General features: G+C 53.5%; 21 protein-coding genes. 11 read left to right on the top strand and 10 right to left on the bottom strand.

What is annotated here, in order from left to right:
* Nucleotides 1–4: 4 nt before the first annotated feature.
* Both QQF33_RS06700 and QQF33_RS06695 read right to left on the bottom strand, forming a co-directional pair.
* On the bottom strand, nucleotides 5–313 hold the full coding sequence (locus QQF33_RS06700) for a copper-binding protein (RefSeq protein ID WP_285146639.1): 309 nt from the start codon (nucleotides 311–313) through the stop codon (nucleotides 5–7).
* Between the two features lie 55 nt (nucleotides 314–368).
* Nucleotides 369–770 (bottom strand): hypothetical protein, encoded by a 402-nt coding sequence (locus QQF33_RS06695; protein ID WP_285148726.1) that lies wholly within the window; start codon nucleotides 768–770, stop codon nucleotides 369–371.
* A 342-nt stretch (nucleotides 771–1,112) separates the two neighbouring features.
* Between QQF33_RS06695 and dcuC the strand changes: the two genes are divergently transcribed.
* Together dcuC and rna are read left to right on the top strand one after the other, a co-directional pair.
* Nucleotides 1,113–2,486, top strand: coding sequence for an anaerobic C4-dicarboxylate transporter DcuC (gene dcuC / locus QQF33_RS06690; protein ID WP_282493805.1), 1,374 nt, complete (start codon nucleotides 1,113–1,115; stop codon nucleotides 2,484–2,486).
* Nucleotides 2,487–2,673: 187 nt separating this feature from the next.
* A complete protein-coding gene (gene rna, locus QQF33_RS06685) occupies nucleotides 2,674–3,483 on the top strand; it encodes a ribonuclease I (protein ID WP_285148725.1) in 810 nt (269 codons plus the stop codon).
* A 20-nt stretch (nucleotides 3,484–3,503) separates the two neighbouring features.
* On the opposite strand, the gene QQF33_RS06680 is transcribed toward rna, so the two are convergent.
* Nucleotides 3,504–4,121, bottom strand: a complete 618-nt coding sequence (locus QQF33_RS06680; protein WP_285148724.1) for a flavin reductase family protein — start codon at nucleotides 4,119–4,121, stop codon at nucleotides 3,504–3,506.
* Nucleotides 4,122–4,363: 242 nt separating this feature from the next.
* Here QQF33_RS06680 and rnk point away from each other — a divergent pair, with 242 nt between their 5' ends.
* From rnk to uspG, 3 genes are all read left to right on the top strand, one after another.
* Nucleotides 4,364–4,774, top strand: coding sequence for a nucleoside diphosphate kinase regulator (rnk, locus tag QQF33_RS06675; protein ID WP_282493808.1), 411 nt, complete (start codon nucleotides 4,364–4,366; stop codon nucleotides 4,772–4,774).
* Nucleotides 4,775–4,914: 140 nt separating this feature from the next.
* Nucleotides 4,915–5,004 (top strand): small membrane protein YldA, encoded by a 90-nt coding sequence (gene yldA / locus QQF33_RS06670; protein WP_276329564.1) that lies wholly within the window; start codon nucleotides 4,915–4,917, stop codon nucleotides 5,002–5,004.
* A gap of 133 nt (nucleotides 5,005–5,137) precedes the next feature.
* A complete protein-coding gene (uspG, locus tag QQF33_RS06665) occupies nucleotides 5,138–5,566 on the top strand; it encodes a universal stress protein UspG (protein ID WP_282493809.1) in 429 nt (142 codons plus the stop codon).
* Nucleotides 5,567–5,633: 67 nt separating this feature from the next.
* Here the strand turns inward: uspG and ahpF are convergent, their stop codons facing one another.
* Both ahpF and ahpC read right to left on the bottom strand, forming a co-directional pair.
* Complete coding sequence (ahpF, locus tag QQF33_RS06660; RefSeq protein WP_282493810.1) at nucleotides 5,634–7,199, bottom strand: alkyl hydroperoxide reductase subunit F; 1,566 nt, start codon at nucleotides 7,197–7,199, stop codon at nucleotides 5,634–5,636.
* A 171-nt stretch (nucleotides 7,200–7,370) separates the two neighbouring features.
* On the bottom strand, nucleotides 7,371–7,934 hold the full coding sequence (gene ahpC / locus QQF33_RS06655; RefSeq protein WP_100777247.1) for an alkyl hydroperoxide reductase subunit C: 564 nt from the start codon (nucleotides 7,932–7,934) through the stop codon (nucleotides 7,371–7,373).
* Nucleotides 7,935–8,574: 640 nt separating this feature from the next.
* Between ahpC and QQF33_RS06650 the strand changes: the two genes are divergently transcribed.
* Nucleotides 8,575–9,798 (top strand): phosphoadenosine phosphosulfate reductase, encoded by a 1,224-nt coding sequence (locus QQF33_RS06650; RefSeq protein ID WP_285148722.1) that lies wholly within the window; start codon nucleotides 8,575–8,577, stop codon nucleotides 9,796–9,798.
* Nucleotides 9,783–10,409, top strand: coding sequence for an IbrB-like domain-containing protein (locus tag QQF33_RS06645; RefSeq protein WP_282493812.1), 627 nt, complete (start codon nucleotides 9,783–9,785; stop codon nucleotides 10,407–10,409). The genes QQF33_RS06650 and QQF33_RS06645 overlap by 16 nt, the downstream gene beginning before the upstream one ends.
* Here the strand turns inward: QQF33_RS06645 and QQF33_RS06640 are convergent, their stop codons facing one another.
* Nucleotides 10,410–11,570: a pyridoxal phosphate-dependent aminotransferase gene (locus QQF33_RS06640; RefSeq protein WP_285148721.1), complete on the bottom strand. Its 1,161-nt coding sequence runs from the start codon at nucleotides 11,568–11,570 to the stop codon at nucleotides 10,410–10,412.
* Nucleotides 11,571–11,695: 125 nt separating this feature from the next.
* Here QQF33_RS06640 and QQF33_RS06635 point away from each other — a divergent pair, with 125 nt between their 5' ends.
* From QQF33_RS06635 to QQF33_RS06625, 3 genes are read left to right on the top strand one after another with little or no spacing between them, the layout of a single operon-like run.
* Nucleotides 11,696–12,310, top strand: coding sequence for a methylthioribulose 1-phosphate dehydratase (locus QQF33_RS06635; RefSeq protein WP_285148720.1), 615 nt, complete (start codon nucleotides 11,696–11,698; stop codon nucleotides 12,308–12,310).
* Nucleotides 12,307–12,996 (top strand): acireductone synthase, encoded by a 690-nt coding sequence (gene mtnC, locus QQF33_RS06630; protein WP_285148719.1) that lies wholly within the window; start codon nucleotides 12,307–12,309, stop codon nucleotides 12,994–12,996. Before QQF33_RS06635 ends, mtnC begins: the two co-directional genes overlap by 4 nt.
* Entirely contained in the window at nucleotides 12,993–13,535 is a 543-nt protein-coding gene (locus QQF33_RS06625) for a 1,2-dihydroxy-3-keto-5-methylthiopentene dioxygenase (protein ID WP_285148718.1), read from the top strand. Before mtnC ends, QQF33_RS06625 begins: the two co-directional genes overlap by 4 nt.
* Before the next feature lie 184 nt (nucleotides 13,536–13,719).
* On the opposite strand, the gene QQF33_RS06620 is transcribed toward QQF33_RS06625, so the two are convergent.
* On the bottom strand, nucleotides 13,720–15,039 hold the full coding sequence (locus QQF33_RS06620) for a DUF6602 domain-containing protein (protein WP_285146649.1): 1,320 nt from the start codon (nucleotides 15,037–15,039) through the stop codon (nucleotides 13,720–13,722).
* Nucleotides 15,040–15,052: 13 nt separating this feature from the next.
* Complete coding sequence (locus QQF33_RS06615; RefSeq protein WP_285146650.1) at nucleotides 15,053–15,286, bottom strand: helix-turn-helix domain-containing protein; 234 nt, start codon at nucleotides 15,284–15,286, stop codon at nucleotides 15,053–15,055.
* A gap of 106 nt (nucleotides 15,287–15,392) precedes the next feature.
* Between QQF33_RS06615 and QQF33_RS06610 the strand changes: the two genes are divergently transcribed.
* On the top strand, nucleotides 15,393–15,665 hold the full coding sequence (locus tag QQF33_RS06610; RefSeq protein WP_285146651.1) for a helix-turn-helix domain-containing protein: 273 nt from the start codon (nucleotides 15,393–15,395) through the stop codon (nucleotides 15,663–15,665).
* 59 nt (nucleotides 15,666–15,724) lie between these two features.
* Here QQF33_RS06610 and QQF33_RS06605 read toward each other — a convergent pair whose 3' ends face one another.
* Together QQF33_RS06605 and mtnA are read right to left on the bottom strand one after the other, a co-directional pair.
* Nucleotides 15,725–16,195: an SRPBCC family protein gene (locus tag QQF33_RS06605; protein ID WP_285146652.1), complete on the bottom strand. Its 471-nt coding sequence runs from the start codon at nucleotides 16,193–16,195 to the stop codon at nucleotides 15,725–15,727.
* 43 nt (nucleotides 16,196–16,238) lie between these two features.
* Complete coding sequence (gene mtnA, locus QQF33_RS06600) at nucleotides 16,239–17,255, bottom strand: S-methyl-5-thioribose-1-phosphate isomerase (RefSeq protein WP_285146653.1); 1,017 nt, start codon at nucleotides 17,253–17,255, stop codon at nucleotides 16,239–16,241.
* Nucleotides 17,256–17,317 lie beyond the last annotated feature (62 nt).

The raw sequence follows: 17,317 nt of genomic DNA, 5'->3' as shown, positions 1-17,317 counted from the left end.
TCCCTTAGCGCAGCGGCGTCAGAGAGATAATCTGGAACCCGTCACCCGCTCGCTCGAGCGTAAAGGTGACGCGATCGCCAGGCTTCACCGAGGCGGTATCCGCGCTTTTCGCCAGCACAAACGGCATGGTCATCGCGGGCCACTGCAGCTCAGGGATCGCCTGATGTTGAAGGATGATTTGCGGTGGGGAGATTTCCTGGACCACGCCCTGGCCCTGCCACTGCTGCGCAGCGGACGGCTCGGTAGCCTGAACGGAAAGAGAAGAAAGGGAAAGCAGTACGCCCGTAAGCGCAGAGACAAAAAATGCACGCATGATAAAACTCCTGTTAATCGTAAATGAAAAAGAAATTCAACGAATTAACAGCGAGTTATTCCCGGAACCGGCAAAACCGAATGGTTGCCGGCGGCCCCGCGGCGGGAGGGGTCAGGAACCATGCCGAATGCGCGACTTCGCTGCATGACGGCGTGTTTAAGGTGATGGTCATGGTCGCCGGTATCGCGACCAACTGCGGCTGAGCCGGATCTTTTTGCGCCTGATCCGGCACGCAGTGTTTTTCACACAGCGGAGAGATGTTGCTGAGCTGGTGATGCTGCGGCGTGTCCATCATATCCATATGCTGGATCATGGCACTTTCACCGCGCGGACTCAGGAAGCAGTCATGAGACGCCACCGCGACCTGGCTCTGGATCAGCAGCCAGCCAAACGCGAACAAAAACATCAGCAGATGTTTTTTCAGAAAGCGCAGGCGGTAGGTCCAGCTGGCATGCATATTCGCGTCATCGGGTGTGAAAAGGTGGTCGAGTATAGGAACAGGGCCTGTTGAAATTAAAGCTATTTTAAAAAGTTTTACGTTCTTTATCCGTTCGCTGATAAAACCCTCTAAATATCACAACAATTAATTATCAATTTAGTGACATATAATAATCATAGCTACGGTCAATACTGTGATGACACAAATGACGCAGTGGTGGCAAAATATCGTCGATGATAGTTCTAGTAGTGGTTTTATTGATTTTAGTCATCAATGACTGCCCATTTATTCGGCACATTTCCACACTTCTTATTTTTTGATTTTCCGTGCTCTCTGGGGAGCGCACGTACAGGGGAAACCATGCTTACCGTAATCGAACTCCTCATTGGAGTTGTCGTCATCGTTGGCGTCGCGCGCTACATCATCAAAGGCTATTCGGCCACCGGGGTATTATTCGTCGGCGGTTTAACCCTGCTGATTATTAGCGCGCTAATGGGCCACCAGGTGTTACCGGCCAGCGAAACCAGCACCGGATATACCGCCACCGATATTGTGGAATATATTAAAATTCTGCTGATGAGCCGCGGTGGCGATCTCGGCATGATGATTATGATGCTGTGTGGTTTCGCCGCTTATATGACCCATATCGGCGCTAACGATATGGTTGTCAAACTGGCATCCAAACCGCTGCAATATATTAATTCCCCGTATATTCTGATGATTGCCGCCTATTTCGTGGCATGCCTGATGTCGCTGGCAGTCTCCTCCGCTACCGGTCTCGGCGTACTGCTGATGGCGACGCTGTTCCCGGTGATGGTGAACGTCGGGATCAGCCGCGGCGCTGCGGCGGCGATCTGCGCCTCCCCTGCCGCAATTATTCTCTCCCCGACTTCCGGTGACGTGGTGCTGGCTGCGAAAGCCGCCGAAATGCCGCTCATCGACTTTGCCTTTAAAACCACGCTGCCGATCTCCATCGCCGCGATTATCGGCATGGCGGTCGCGCACTATTTCTGGCAGAAGTATCTCGATAAAAAAGAAAATATCAGCCACGAGATGCTGGACGTCAGCGAAATCACCACCACCGCGCCGTCGTTCTACGCCATTCTGCCGTTCACGCCGATTATCGGGGTGCTGATTTTTGACGGCAAATGGGGCCCGCAGCTGCACATCATTACCATCCTGGTGATCTGCATGCTGCTGGCCGCCGTGCTGGAATTCGTGCGCGGCTTTAACACTCAGAAAGTGTTCTCCGGGCTGGAAGTGGCCTATCGCGGCATGGCCGACGCCTTCGCCGGCGTGGTGATGCTGCTGGTCGCGGCGGGCGTGTTTGCTCAGGGCCTGAGCACCATCGGCTTTATCCAGAGCCTGATCTCCATCGCCACCTCATTCGGCTCCGCGAGCATTATTCTGATGCTGGTGCTGGTGATCCTGACCATGCTGGCGGCGATGACCACCGGCTCCGGTAACGCGCCGTTCTATGCCTTCGTCGAGATGATCCCAAAACTGGCGCACTCGTCAGGCATCAACCCGGCTTACCTGTCGATTCCGATGCTGCAGGCTTCCAACCTGGGCCGTACCATCTCCCCGGTCTCCGGCGTAGTGGTTGCGGTTGCGGGTATGGCAAAAATCTCGCCGTTCGAAGTCGTCAAACGCACCTCCGTTCCGGTGCTGGTCGGCCTGGTGATTGTGATTATTGCGACGGAAATTCTGGTGCCGGGTACGGTGGCGCATTAAGTTTTTCCCTCTCCCTGTGGGAGAGGGTCAGGGTGAGGGCACCAGACCGCAGAGTCGTTTTGTAGGTCGGGTAAGCGCAGCGCCACCCGACATCAAACATCAAACATCACACCGAAGCGCCCACGGGCGCTTTTTGTGCTTTAATAAGTTCCTGGAATTAATTTCCCTTTAATCATCAGGAATACAAATGTTCAGGAAGGATATCGTTCTCCGTTTCAGTGCAACCGCTTTTGCGCTGTGCGCCTTCTCAGCCCATGCCGCCCCGCTTCAGGCTACGCAATACGCCGATTTTGACCGTTACGTTCTGGCGCTTTCCTGGCAAACCGGGTTTTGCCAGAGCATGCACGATCGCGACCGCAACGAGCCTGACGAGTGCCGGCTGCAAAAAGAGAGCCCGAACAAAACGGATTTCCTGACGGTTCACGGCCTGTGGCCGAGCCTGCCGAAATCCATCGCGTCGCGCGGCGTCGATGACCGCCGCTGGATGCGATTTGGCTGCGCCACCCGCCCGGTTCCTAACATGCCGGAAGCGAGAGCCAGCCGTAAATGCGCCGCCGCCGAAACCGGCCTCTCCTTCGAAGCCGCCGCGAAGCTGAACGGCGTGATGCCGGGCGCGGGCGGCGGATCCTGTCTGGAACGCTACGAATACGCCAAGCACGGCGTCTGCTTCGGGTTCGATCCCGATGCCTATTTTGGCACCATGGTGCGCATGAATCAGGAAGTGAAAAGCAGCGCGCTGGGCAAATTCCTTGCCGATAACTACGGCAAAACCGTGTCTCGCCGCGATTTCGACGACGCGGTCGCCAAAAGCTGGGGCAAAGATTCGGTGAAAGCGGTCAAACTGACCTGCAACAACAACCCGGCGTATCTCACCGAAATGCAGATCTCGCTTAACGCCGCCAAGATCAACGCGCCGCTGACTGCAGCGTCATTCGCCCCGCAGCCTCATCCAGGCAACTGCGGCAAGCAGTTTGTGATCGATAAAGTCGGATACTGATCCTTTGCCATGCGGTCCCTTTACCTGCGCGCGTCCGGCCGCACCAGATCAAAGCGGTGCTCGTCGCTAATCGAGTAGTAGGCCGAAGGCCCGCCCGCGCGCAGTACCGGGTTGGCCTTCGCGGTCTGATAGATGCCCTCTTCCAGCAGCGACGACGCAATATGAATCCCGACGACTTCGCCCAGCACCAGCCAGCTCTCAATCGCTGTTCCGTCTGCGGCGGTCAGTTGAATGCATTGCGACAGTCGGCACTCAAAGTTCACCGGACTTTCAGCCACCCGCGGCACCTTGACCAGCGTGCTCTCAGCTTTTGTTAGCCCCGCAAACGCAAACTCATCTTCCCCCTGAGGGAGGCTGGCGGAGGTTTCATTCATCGCCTCTGCCAGCTCGCGTGTGGCAAGATTCCAGACAAATTCTTTGGTCTCGACGATATTTCGCACGCTGTCCTTCCAGCCGCTGCTGGCGAAACCAATAATGGGCGGACGATAATTAAAACAGTTGAAGAAACTGTAGGGCGCCAGATTGGTATGCCCGGCCGCATCCTGCGAGGCAATCCAGCCAATAGGGCGAGGGCCGATAATGGCATTCAGGGGATCGTGCGGCAAACCATGCCCCTGCGAAGGCTGATAAAAATACATGACGCTCTCCGGTGTATAGTCAGAACCTCATTATGCCGCGCGAACTCGCCCGGTACAGCGGCAATCCTGAAATCCATCCTGCATAAACTTCATCTGCGCAATGAATGTGACATTGATCACTTCAAAGTTGCGGGCACAGCCAGTATCATCAGAACAGATAAAACCCTCGCTGCCAGACGGCGAGGGTTTTCTTTTGGATTGGTTTCTGCGGTGCACGCAGCATTAACGACATGGAGTAATAAATGTCCAGACCTACAATTATCATTAATGAACTCGACGCAGAACGTATTGATCGCCTTCTGGAAAAACCGCAGTTCGCCTCCCTGCCGGTGGCCGACGCCCTGAATGCAGAGCTGGACCGGGCACAGATGTGTACTCCGGAAACCATGCCGCATGACGTGGTGACGATGAATAGCCAGGTCAAATTCCGCGATCTCACTTCCGGCGAAGAGCGCACGCGTACCCTGGTTTATCCTGCGCAAATGACTGACAGCAGCACGCAGCTTTCGGTTCTCGCACCTGTTGGTGCTGCGCTGCTCGGCCTGCGCACGGGCGATACCATCCACTGGGAATTACCAGGTGGTGCCTCCGCGCATCTGGAAGTGCTGGAACTGCTCTACCAGCCAGAAGCCGCCGGCGATTACCTGCGTTAATCTCATCTGAATAAGCGCCATCACCGCTTTGCCCAGAGGATGCACCTGCATCCTCTTTCCGTAAAATCACCTTAATTTCTTATAGAGACCATAATTATCTTCATCCAGGCTTAATCCGTTTCATCACCTTAAGGACGGACATGAATGAGATAGTGGTCATCTCCCTGATCTATTTCATTTTTCTGGCGATTATCGTCACGGCCGTGCTGTACCTGGAACGCCACTGGTAGCCCTCCCCCGCCTGAACTGCGCAAAGAAATGTCAAAAAACGCCACGATATGAAAAAGTGTCTGACAGCTATCAGAAACCTCGATTATTTTGTGTTTGAATGATTTCAGCGTTTATAAAGGAGGAGAAACGGATATGTACCAGACAATCATTATGCCCGTTGATGTTTTTGAAATGGAACTGAGCGACAAGGCCGTTCGCCACGCCGAGTTTCTGGCGCAACAGGACGGCATCATTCATCTGCTACACGTTTTACCCGGCTCTGCCAGCCTGAGCCTGCATCGCTTCGCCGCCGACGTGCGCCGCTTTGAAGAGCATCTCCAGCATGAAGCCGAAACGCGGTTACAAACCATGGTCGGCCATTTCACCATCGATCCGTCGCGGATCAAAACCCACGTCCGCTTCGGTAGCGTGCGCGATGCGGTGAACGAAATGGCGAACGAACTGAAAGCCGATGTGGTCGTTATCGGTTCACGCAATCCGTCTATCAGCACCCATCTGCTGGGCTCAAACGCTTCGAGCGTGATCCGCCACACCCACATTCCGGTGATGGTTGTCAGATAACGCCCAAAAGAAAAACCCCGCTCGCGCGGGGTTTTGTCTGGTGCAGGTGCAGTCTTACTTTCTTTTATTATGCTGTTTTGGTGCGAATCAGATAATCAAACGAGCTGAGTGACGCTTTCGCCCCTTCGCCGGTGGCGATGATAATCTGTTTGTACGGCACCGTGGTGCAGTCGCCCGCCGCAAAGATCCCCTTCACGCTGGTTTCGCATTTGGCGTCGATAATGATTTCGCCCATGCGGTTGCGCTCAATCGCGCCTTCCAGCCAGGTGGTGTTTGGCAGCAGACCAATCTGGACGAAAATCCCTGACAGCGGCACGCTGTGGACATCGCCGCTCACGCGGTCGCGGTATTCCAGGCCGGTGACTTTGCTGCCGTCGCCTTTCACTTCGGTGGTCTGGGCGTTCAGTACGATATCGACGTTTTTCAGGCTGCGTACTTTATCCTGCAATACCTGATCCGCTTTCATTTCAGGTGCGAATTCCAGCAGGGTCACGTGTTCCACAATCCCCGCCAGATCGATAGCCGCTTCGACACCGGAGTTACCGCCACCGATCACCGCCACGCGTTTGCCTTTGAACAGCGGACCGTCGCAGTGTGGGCAGTAGGTCACGCCTTTGGTGCGATACTGATCTTCGCCCGGAACGTTCATGTTGCGCCATTTCGCGCCGGTGGCAATGATTACGCTGCGCGCTTTCAGCACCGCACCGGAGGCGGTTTCAATCTGGTGTAAGCCGCCTTCCTGCGCCGCCGGAACCAGTTTGCTGGCGCTCTGGCTGTCAATCACATCCACTTCATAGTCACTGACGTGCGCTTTCAGGGCACCCGCCAGCTTTTGACCTTCGGTTTTCGGCACGGAGATGTAGTTTTCGATGTCCACGGTGTCGAGCACCTGGCCACCAAAACGCTCGCCCATCAGGCCGGTACGAATGCCTTTACGTGCGGAGTAGACCGCCGCCGCCGCGCCCGCCGGGCCAGAGCCGACAATCAGCACGTCGTAAACATCGCGTTTGTTCAACTCTTCCGCCGCACGTTTCTCCGCGCCGGTATCAATTTTGGCAACGATTTCCGTCAGCGTCATACGCCCCTGACCGAACTCCTGACCATTCATGAAGACCGCCGGAACGCCCATCACGTTGCGATCGGTGATTTCGTTCTGGAACACACCGCCGTCGATGGCCGTGTGTTTGATGCGCGGGTTCAGCACCGACATCAGGTTCAGGGCCTGCACCACGTCCGGGCAGTTGTGGCATGAGAGCGAGTAATAGGTTTCGAACTCAAAGTCGCCGTCGATATTGCCGATCTGCTCCAGCAGCGACTGCGCCTCTTTCGACGGATGCCCGCCGGTCCAGAGCAGCGCCAGTACCAGAGAGGTAAATTCGTGGCCCAGCGGAGAGCCCGCAAAGCGCGGCCCCTGGTCAGAGCCTGGGTTGGTAATCAGGAACGACGGCTTGCGCACCGCCAGCGTATTGTCTTCTTTAAAGGTCACTTTCGGTGACAGTTCAGCGATTTCCGCCAGCAGTTCCTTGATTTCTGCCGATTTAGCGCTGTCGTCCAGCGTGGCAATCAACTCAACAGGTTTGGTCAGTTTCTCAAGGTAGGCCTTGAGCTGGGTTTTCATGTTGGTGTCGAGCATCATTAATCTCCTGCTTAAAAAACATCATCATGCAAGCTGCCTTGCGGGCGGCCTGAATGCGGCTTGCATCATGGGGTTTGGAATAAAACGGGTGCGTGATGCACCCGTTTGTAGACCGGTCTTGTAGGCCGGATAAGCGTAGCGCCATCCGGCTTCAAAGCGCCTGAAGGCTTAAATCTTACCAACCAGGTCCAGGGATGGAGCCAGCGTTGCTTCGCCTTCTTTCCACTTAGCCGGGCACACTTCGCCTGGGTGAGAAGCGACGTACTGAGCGGCTTTGATTTTGCGCAGCAGGTCAGATGCATCACGGCCGATACCTTCAGCGGTAACTTCGATAGCCTGGATAATACCCTGCGGGTCAACAACGAAGGTGGCACGGTCAGCCAGGCCTTCATCTTCACGCATGTTGTCGAAGTTACGGGTCAGGGCGCCAGTCGGGTCGCCGATCATCGCGTATTTGATTTTCGCGATGGTTTCAGAGCTGCCATGCCACGCTTTGTGGGTGAAGTGGGTGTCGGTAGAGACAGAGTAAACGTCCACGCCCAGTTTCTGCAGTTCGTCGTAGTGATCTGCCACGTCGCCCAGTTCGGTTGGGCAAACGAAGGTGAAATCTGCCGGATAGAAGAAGAACACGCTCCAGCGACCTTCGGTATCTTTCTCGGTCACTTCGACGAATTCACCGTTTTTGAACGCCTGGTTTTTGAAAGGTTTAATTTTAGTGTTAATCAAAGACATCTGTACTTCCTCCGTGTTTTCGTTGAGATGTAAGGTAACGAACTTTGGCTGAGGGGGCTAATGCGTTTGCCGTATCAAATCAATCAGTCATACCTTACAAGCCTTTCAAGACAACGTGGTGAATGCCCCAAACGTAAAAAGGCCGCCTCAACGGGCGGCCCTGATACCTGAACTCCCGCGGGGTCATTCAGTGCCAGCCTAAGCTGGCGTTGCGTTGCGCTCTACATAACCTGAGACAGGATGTAACAGCGACCTGATTACACCACCCGCGCAGGCAATGAGCAATCCGCCGCGATGGCATTCGTGTCTATGGCTGCGATAGGTTTGACCTAACAACACACTTCAAATAGATAAAATACAAAATCATAATAAATTAATAATAACGCATTCATAAAGATTATTATTAAAGTAAAAATATTATTTCCCGGCTACATAATGCATTTTTGGCCACGTAAAGACACCGTGCAATATTACACACTTTTCAAAACGGGCTTTGAATCACAGTTTGCCTTGCCCGCCCGGCTCCATTATTATTTGTTAGCAACTTTCTTTTTTACATATTTGAGAATTGCTTTACTATCAGAAGTTAATTTCCGTCAAAATGACTATATGGCCGTGAATAGCCATGCAGGGATTGCTTATGTCTATCTACAAATATCCCCTTCAGTGTAATGTTCTTGAAGCCGCAATAGAGAGAGTCGACTGGGCGCTGGATAACTTAGCGAAGGTTTGCGTCTCTTTTTCCGGGGGAAAAGATTCCACCATCATGCTGCATCTGGTCGCACAGCAGGCGCGCAAGAAGCAGCGGAAAATAAGCGTGTTATTTATCGACTGGGAGGCGCAATTCTCCTGCACGATAACCCATATCGAACGTATGCGGGCCCAGTATCGCGACGTCATCGAGCAGTTTTATTGGGTCGCGCTGCCGCTCACCACGCAAAACTCCCTCTCCCAGTTCCAGCCCGAGTGGCAATGCTGGGAGCCCGGCACCGACTGGGTCCGCCAGCCTCCGGCGGATGCCATTACCGATCCTAAGTATTTTGATTTCTACCAGCAGGGAATGACCTTCGAAGCCTTTGTCAGAGCCTTTTCCGACTGGTTCGCGCAAAAGCGCCCCGCCGCGGTGATGATTGGTATTCGCGCTGATGAATCCTATAACCGCTTCCTGAGTATCGCCAGCGCCCGCAAACAGCGGTTCGCGGACGATAAGCCCTGGACCACCATCGCGCCGGGCGGCCACGCCTGGTATCTCTACCCCATTTATGACTGGAAAACCGCCGATATCTGGACCTGGTTTGCCAAAACCGGCTGCTGCTATAACCCCCTGTACAATCTGATGCATCAGGCCGGGGTTCCGCTGCGCTATATGCGCATCTGCGAGCCCTTTGGCCCGGAGCAGCGCCAGGGTTTGTGGCTCTATCATGTGCTCGAACCCGAGCGCTGGGCGGCGATGTGCGAACGGGTCAGCGGCGTCAGAAGCGGAGGGATCTACGCAGGCCATGACAACCATTTCTACGGTCATCGGAAAATCCTCAAACCCGATCATCTTTGCTGGCAGGAATATGCGATGTTATTACTCGCGAGCATGCCTGAAACCACGGCTGAACATTATCGCAACAAAATTGCCGTTTATTTGCACTGGTATAAAAAGCACGGCAGCGAGAATATTCCCGACACCCAGACGGGTGATATTGGCTCAAAAGATATTCCCTCCTGGCGACGAATTTGTAAGGTGCTTCTTAATAATGATTATTGGTGTCGGGCGTTATCTTTTAGCCCAAATAAACCTAAGCATTACCAACGCTACAGTGAACGAATGAAAAACAAACGCCAGGAGTGGGGAATTTTATGCAACAACGATTAATTCATGACGTGGAAAACTATCTGCAGTCACTTTCTGGCGAAGAGAAAATTGAAGCCATCAACGCTTTTCGCCAGGCCATTCACGAACTCAGCCCGTTTCGCGAACAACCCGTCGACTGCGTACTGTGGATCAAACAGGAAGAGATCAGCGCCAACGATTACAACCCCAATAACGTGGCCCCGCCGGAGAAACGCCTGCTCAGCAAATCGCTGGAGCTGGATGGGTTTACCCAGCCGATCCTCGTCACCGAAAACTGCGACAACCATTACGAAATCGTCGATGGCTTCCACCGGCATGAAATCGGCACCCATCGCGCGGCCCTGAAGCGCCAGTTACAAGGCTATCTGCCGATCACCTGTCTGCGAAAAGAGCGCCAGGAGAAGTTCGATCGGATGGCCTCGACCATCCGCCACAACCGGGCGCGCGGACGCCATCAAATCAACGCCATGTCGGAGATTGTTCGTGAGCTGGTCCTGCTGGGTTGGGAGGATAAGAAAATCGGCATGGAGCTGGGGATGGACTGCGATGAAGTGCTGCGTCTGAAGCAAATCAACGGCCTGCTGGAACTCTTTGCAGACCGTCGATATTCAGAAGCCTGGACCGTTAAATAATCACAGGGTATTGAGGCGTTCGGCCGCCGCTAACAGCGTCGATTCCTGCTTCGCAAAACAGAGACGAATCAGTTTATGCGGGAAGGGATCGGCGCAAAATACCGACAGCGGAATGGCGGCCACGCCCACTTCTTTGGTCAGCCACTGGCAAAAACTCACATCGTCCAGAGAGGAGATCGCGCTGTAATCCGCCAGCAGGAAGTAGGTCCCTTCACACGGCAAGATTTCCAGGCGACTGCGGCTCAACGCATTCACAAACAGATCCCGCCGCGCGCGATAAAACTCCGGTAACTCCCGATAATGCTCCGGTTCGGCGCGCAGCATATCCGCCAGCGCCAGCTGTGCCGGGGTGTTCACCGCAAAAGTCAGATACTGATGGACTTTACGCAGCTCGGCGCTGATGGCCGCAGGCGCGACGCAATAGCCCACCTTCCAGCCGGTCATATGATAGGTTTTACCAAACGACGACACCGCAATGGCACGCTCGCGCAGCTGCGGATGCGCCAGCACGCTGGCGTGCCCCTCTTCGGCAAAACAGATGTGCTCGTACACTTCGTCGCTCAGGACATAGATTTCGCGTTCGGCAATCGCCTGCCACAATGCAGCGAAATCCGCTTTGCGCCAGACGGTCGCCGACGGATTGTGTGGCGTGTTGAGGATCACCAGACGGGTTTTGTCGCTCAGCAACGCGGCAAACGCCTGCCAGTCCGGACGGAAATGCGGCGGCTGGAGCGCCACGCGTTTCACCACTCCGCCGGAGAGTTCAATCGCCGGGGCATAGCTGTCATAGCTCGGGTCGAAGCAGATCACCTCATCGCCGGTGCGCACCAGAGCCGTGATCGCCGCATACAGCGCTTCCGTCGCTCCCGCCGTCACGGTCACTTCCGCGTTGGCGTCAGGCTTGTAGCCATACAGTTCAGCCGTTTTATCGGCGATCGCGTCGCGCAGCGGCTGGGCGCCCGTCATCGGCGCATACTGGTTCGCCCCCTGCGCCACATGGTGCGCCAGACGTTCCTGCAAGTATTTCGGGCCGTCAAAATCAGGGAATCCCTGCGAGAGGTTAATCGCCTTGTACTCCTGCGCTAACGCACTCATCTGGGTAAAGATGGTGGTGCCAAGATTGGGAAGTTTGCTTTGCGGAATCAACGCCTTATTGATCATTGTGTTGTGCCTGCGTGTAATACTTATGTTGCTGACACTATAACACGATGTTAGTCTTTGGCAATCAAGACGCTTAGACGTCTAAACCATATCAATATTCCTGGCCGACAGAGGGTAAAAGGAAAATGACAGACCACCTGCAACTCACACAACTCGTCGACGCCTGCCGCTGGATTGGCGCGAAAGGCTGGGCCCCCGCGACCGGCGGAAACATGTCCGTGCGCCAGGACGACGCCCTGTGCTGGCTCAGCGAATCCGGGAAAGACAAAGGCAGCCTGACGACGGATGATTTCCTGCAAGTGGAGATCGCCACCAACCGCGCGCCTTCCGGGCGCAAACCCTCGGCGGAAACGGGGCTGCATACGCTGATTTATCGTCTGTTCCCGCAGGCCAACGCGGTGCTGCACGTCCACACCGTCAACGCCACGGTGCTGTCGCGCCTGACGAAAACAACCGAACTGCGTATCAGCGGCTTTGAGATGCAAAAATCCCTCAGCGGGCAGACCACCCATCTGGATACGCTCACCATTCCGGTGTTCGACAACGACCAGGATATTGACGCCCTCGCCTCGCGAATCGCCCATTACGCACAGGAAACCCCGCTTAATTATGGTTTTCTTCTGCGCGGTCATGGCTTAACCTGCTGGGGACGTGATGTGGCCGAAGCCCGCCGTCACCTTGAAGGCCTTGAATTCTTATTTGAATGCGAAATGCGTTTACGACAACTGGAGAGATTATGATTCGCGCGATAGTGACGGATATTGAAGGGACGACCAGCGATATTCGTTTTGTTCACAATGTGTTGTTCCCCTATGCGCGTGAACGGCTGGCGGCGTTTGTTACCGCCCAGCAGTACGCCGAGCCGGTGAAATCCATTCTGGACAATCTGCGCGATGAGATCGCCAACCCGCACGCCAGCATCAGCGAACTGATCGACACCCTGTTTACCTTTATGGACGAAGACCGGAAATCCACCGCCCTGAAAGCCCTGCAGGGGATCATCTGGCAGGACGGTTACGTTAACGGCGACTTCACCGGCCATCTCTACCCGGATGTGTTGCCCTCGCTTGAAAAATGGAAAGCCCAGGGCATTGATCTCTATGTTTATTCCTCCGGCTCCGTCGCCGCGCAGAAACTGTTATTTGGCTACAGCGACGAAGGTGATATTACTCATCTGTTCAGCGGTTATTTTGATACCCACGTGGGCGCGAAGCGCGAAGTGCAATCTTACGCCAACATTGCCGCGCAGATCGGCGTTGCCCCGTCGCAAATCCTGTTCCTCTCGGATATTCACGAGGAGCTGGACGCCGCTGAGCAGGCAGGTTTTCGCACCCTGCAGCTGATTCGCGGTGATGACGATGGCGCGAGCCACCACCACCAGGTCCATCAATTCGACGAGATCAATCCGGAGCACATTCCTTCATGAGCGCATTGACCATTTTTTCCGACACCGAGACAAGCACTCCGCTGTGGCACAGCACGCAGGCGGACGAGATCGCCGAACAGCTCAACGCCCGCGGCATGCGTTTCGAGCGCTGGGAAGCCGACCGCGACTTGGGCCGCGATCCGGCGCCGGAAACGGTGATCGGCGCGTATCAGCATGCGATCGATAAACTGGTGGCAGAGAAAGGCTATCAGAGCTGGGATGTGATTAGCCTGCGCGCGGACAACCCGCAGAAAGAGGCGCTGCGCGCGAAGTTCCTCAACGAACATACCCACGGCGAAGACGAAGTGCGTTTCTTCGTCGAGGGCGCCGGGCTGTTTTGCCTGCACATCGAAGATCAGGTTTATCAGGTGCTGTGCGAGAAAAACGATCTGATCTCGGTCCCCGCCGGGACACCGCACTGGTTTGATATGGGTTCTGAGCCGAACTTTACCGCGATCCGCATTTTCGATAACCCCGAGGGATGGGTCGCGCAGTTTACCGGAAGTGAGATTGCGGATGGGTATCCGCGGCTGGCGTAAAAACATTGTCGGGTGGCGGCTGCGCCTTACCCGACCTACACGATCGGCGGTTTTTGTAGGCCGGGTAAGGCGTAGCCGCCACCCGGCGTATTCAATCTCCGATCCCGTAGGCCGGGTAAGCGCCAGCGCCACCCGGCTTTTGTCACTCAACTGTGACGACTGAGTTTGATAAAAATTATCAACACTATTCCGCAATAACCAAATTAATATAATTTTTACGCAAGCCTCTTTTATCGCACCAGACATCCAGACTATCAAGATTAGAAGTTAAATATTTGGTTCCTTTTTCATCGGAAACCATTGCCATAGTTGAACATATAGGTCTAATATAATCACCAACTTGCTTAAATAAAAAAATACCCATGAGTTTATCTAACAACTCATTTTTTGTTTCATTGTAATTCTCAGCTATTTTAGCAATATCATCCAAATGGATATAACCACCAGAAAATAGCATACGATTAAATACGGATTGCATATCTTCATCGATTTTCTCTGGCTCCCACTCTTGTGAAAAATCTCGCTTTTGCAACTCGCTTTCTTTCATTTCTACAGATTTGTAAAGCCAACCAACTTTGCCACCTTTTTCCAAAGGGATCGCATATAGTAAGGGAGCCATATTTTCAATTTGAGAATCATCACCCCATGGTATTCCAAGCTTAAAATATAATGATATTTTTGACCAAATTATTTCCAGCATAATTCTTGCTGCATTATCTCGCATCGATACTAATGCTGCCCAATGCCTATTTTTGTTAACCCCAAGGAAAGGTATTCCATTAGCTTTCACTATACTAATTTTGTTTGTTGTCACTAACGCTGGCAAGCTTGGAACACCTAACCCATGCCCTGAAACCTCACTTTTCTCAGTTATAATATCCAGAAACGCATTCCTCATTCCAGACTCTGTTACATAACCGCCATATCCATGAATGATACTTGAGGGAGCCAAACTTTCTTGCACTAAGGCATAAAATAATATCCCATCTGGTTTGGACAATGAATGAATATCACTGTAATACCTAGGTGACTCTCTTCCCGTTATTTGAGAAAAATGCTTACTAGCTATAGAAATATCAGGTTCGAAATCAGGATCTTGAAATTTGGATTCGAAGTATTTCGAATATTTATGCCTAATAACTCTAAGATGATCAAACGCATCTATATAATCAGATTTATTCAATGTCTTTTTAACTTCAAATATACAAAGAATTTGATCTATTGGATATATATATTGAGTTGTGCGCCCATATTGAGCTCCATCACCACAGACTAACATTCCATCAATTTGCTGAGGTAGCATCTCACCATTAATCGAGATAAATCCAGAAACTACTTTAAGATTTAACCCTTTAGGGATAATAAATTCTTGATCAATGCCTTGTTTGGTAATTTCTTCATACGCAGATCCTAATGTAGGCATATGAGGCATATCGATTTTACTGAGCTCTTGCCTCTCAATTTCTATAAATTTCTCTAGTAACTCGGAAGCTTTCTCTAACATAAAGACTCACGTTTTAATTTTTATTTATAGAATTAATTACGTTGGTTGGTTCAACTCCAACCAACCTCGCCAAATGCACAAACTCCACAACATCAAGTCGGCGTTCACCGCTTTCCACTTTTGCAATAAATGACTGCGGTTTGCCCAAAGCCTCAGCAAGCTGCGCCTGAGTGATTCCACGCTCTTTGCGAGCAGTCTTTAATGCATTGATAACACGCTGGTATTCATCTGAGTAAACTGAGGCCATTGTTCCGATTCCATACAAATATCCTGAAATCGAATATCCTCTCATTGCGTTTTTATCCCAAAACGGGATAATTGAACACTTACAAAACACATGTAAGGAGAACACCATGAACCATCAAAATTGGCACACTGCCGATATCATTGCTGCATTAAAGAAGCACGGAACCAGCCTCGCAGCACTGTCCCGTCAAGCAGGGCTTTCATCATCGACATTAGCAAATGCGCTCAGTCGCCCATGGCCAAAAGGAGAATTGCTCATCGCTCAGGCACTCAATACTTCACCGGAAGTGATCTGGCCTGAGAGGTATTTTGATGAACAAGGGAATCCCATCATTCGCCAGATGAGAGTCAAAAAGAGAGAAAACCTGTCTGGAACATGATCACGTAATTTTCCCCCTCACCCCAACCCTCTCCCTCAAGGGAGAGGGGGTCTCAACATTCAGCGCGGCAACCCATTCGCATAAACCACCAGCTGATCCAACACAATCCCCCAACCTTCATGGAAGCCCATCTTCTCGTGCTGCTCGCGGATTTCCGCCGTGGGATGACGCGCAATGGCGGTATACCGCGTTTGCCCCTCCCCCACATCTTCCAGCAACAAAATCGCCGTCATGAACGGGTGTTCTGCAGGTTTCCAGCCTTCCGTATAGCCATCGGTAAAGACCAGTTTCTTACCCGGGTCGATCTCCAGAAAGACGCCTTTGTTGTCCATCCGTTGGCCGTCCACCTCAAAAACCGTGTTAAAACGCCCGCCCACGCGCAGGTCGAGGTCACACTCGAGCACTTTATGCGGAACAGGAATGAAGAACTGTTTGATGTGCTCGGGCGTTGTCCAGCACAGCCACAGCAGGTCGCGTGGCGCATTCACCACGCGTTCCAGTTTTAAGTCAGTGTCGGGATTAAGCGTCACGATTTGATCCTCTTCAGGGAAGGCCCTTAAAGGATAGCCGGACTCAGGCGAATTTCCCTGCTGCCACCTCGTGCGGCCACACCACGCCCGTATCCAGCACCCACCCGCTGATCAGCGCCGCAGGCGTAACGTCAAACGCCGGGTTGTAGACTTTCACCTCTTCCGGAGCCCACTGCACCGTACCAAAACTCCCGGCGACGCCCGTCACTTCGCTGGCGGCACGCTGCTCAATCGGGATCGCCTCACCGTTCGGACAGTTCGGGTCCAGCGTGGTTTGCGGGGCCGCGACGTAGAACGGAATACCGTGGAATTTCGCCAGCACCGCCAGCGAGTAAGTCCCGATTTTGTTCGCCACATCGCCGTTGGCAGCAATGCGATCCGCCCCGACCCACACCGCATCCACCAGCCCTTTCGCCATCAGGCTGGCGGCCATGGAATCGGTGATCAGCTGATACGGCACGCCCAGTTCGCCCAACTCCCAGGCGGTGAGTCTGCCGCCCTGCAACAGGGGACGCGTTTCATCCACCCAGACATTGGCGATTTTCCCCTGCTGATGCGCCACCGCAATCACCCCCAGCGCGGTGCCGACGCCCGCCGTCGCCAGCCCACCGGTGTTGCAGTGAGTCAGCAAACGGCTTCCCGGTTTTACCAGTTCGCTCCCCGCGCGGGCGATGGCATCACAGAGCTGTTTGTCCTCCTCAATCAGACGCAGAGCTTCAGCGGTCAGCGCCGGAACAAAATCCTCCTGCCCCAGCGCCTGCTTCATGCGGTCGAGATTGTTCATCAGATTCACCGCCGTCGGGCGTGACGCGCGCAGAGTTTCAAGGGCCAGCGCCAGCTCGTCGCGGCTTTTGCCTGACTCAGCCAGCAGCGCCAACAGCAGGCTGGCAGAGAGCCCGATCAGCGGCGCGCCGCGCACCCGGAGGGCGTGAATGTGGCCGACCAGCGCCTCTACCGTTGAGGCATCCAGCCAGCGTTTCTCCTGCGGAAGCGCCTGTTGGTCGAGAATAAATAGCTGATTATCCGCCACCCGCAGGCTGGTCGTCTGTAATGTCTGCATATCGTTAATTCTCTGTTGCGTTGTTGTATCACATTGTGTCAGGATAAAATTCAGATGTATAG

It is taken from the genome of Lelliottia wanjuensis, from assembly GCF_030238365.1.
Lineage (GTDB): Bacteria > Pseudomonadota > Gammaproteobacteria > Enterobacterales > Enterobacteriaceae > Enterobacter > Enterobacter wanjuensis.
Note: the sequence above shows the minus strand (reverse complement) of the source record. Positions and strands in the feature narration are given on the sequence as shown.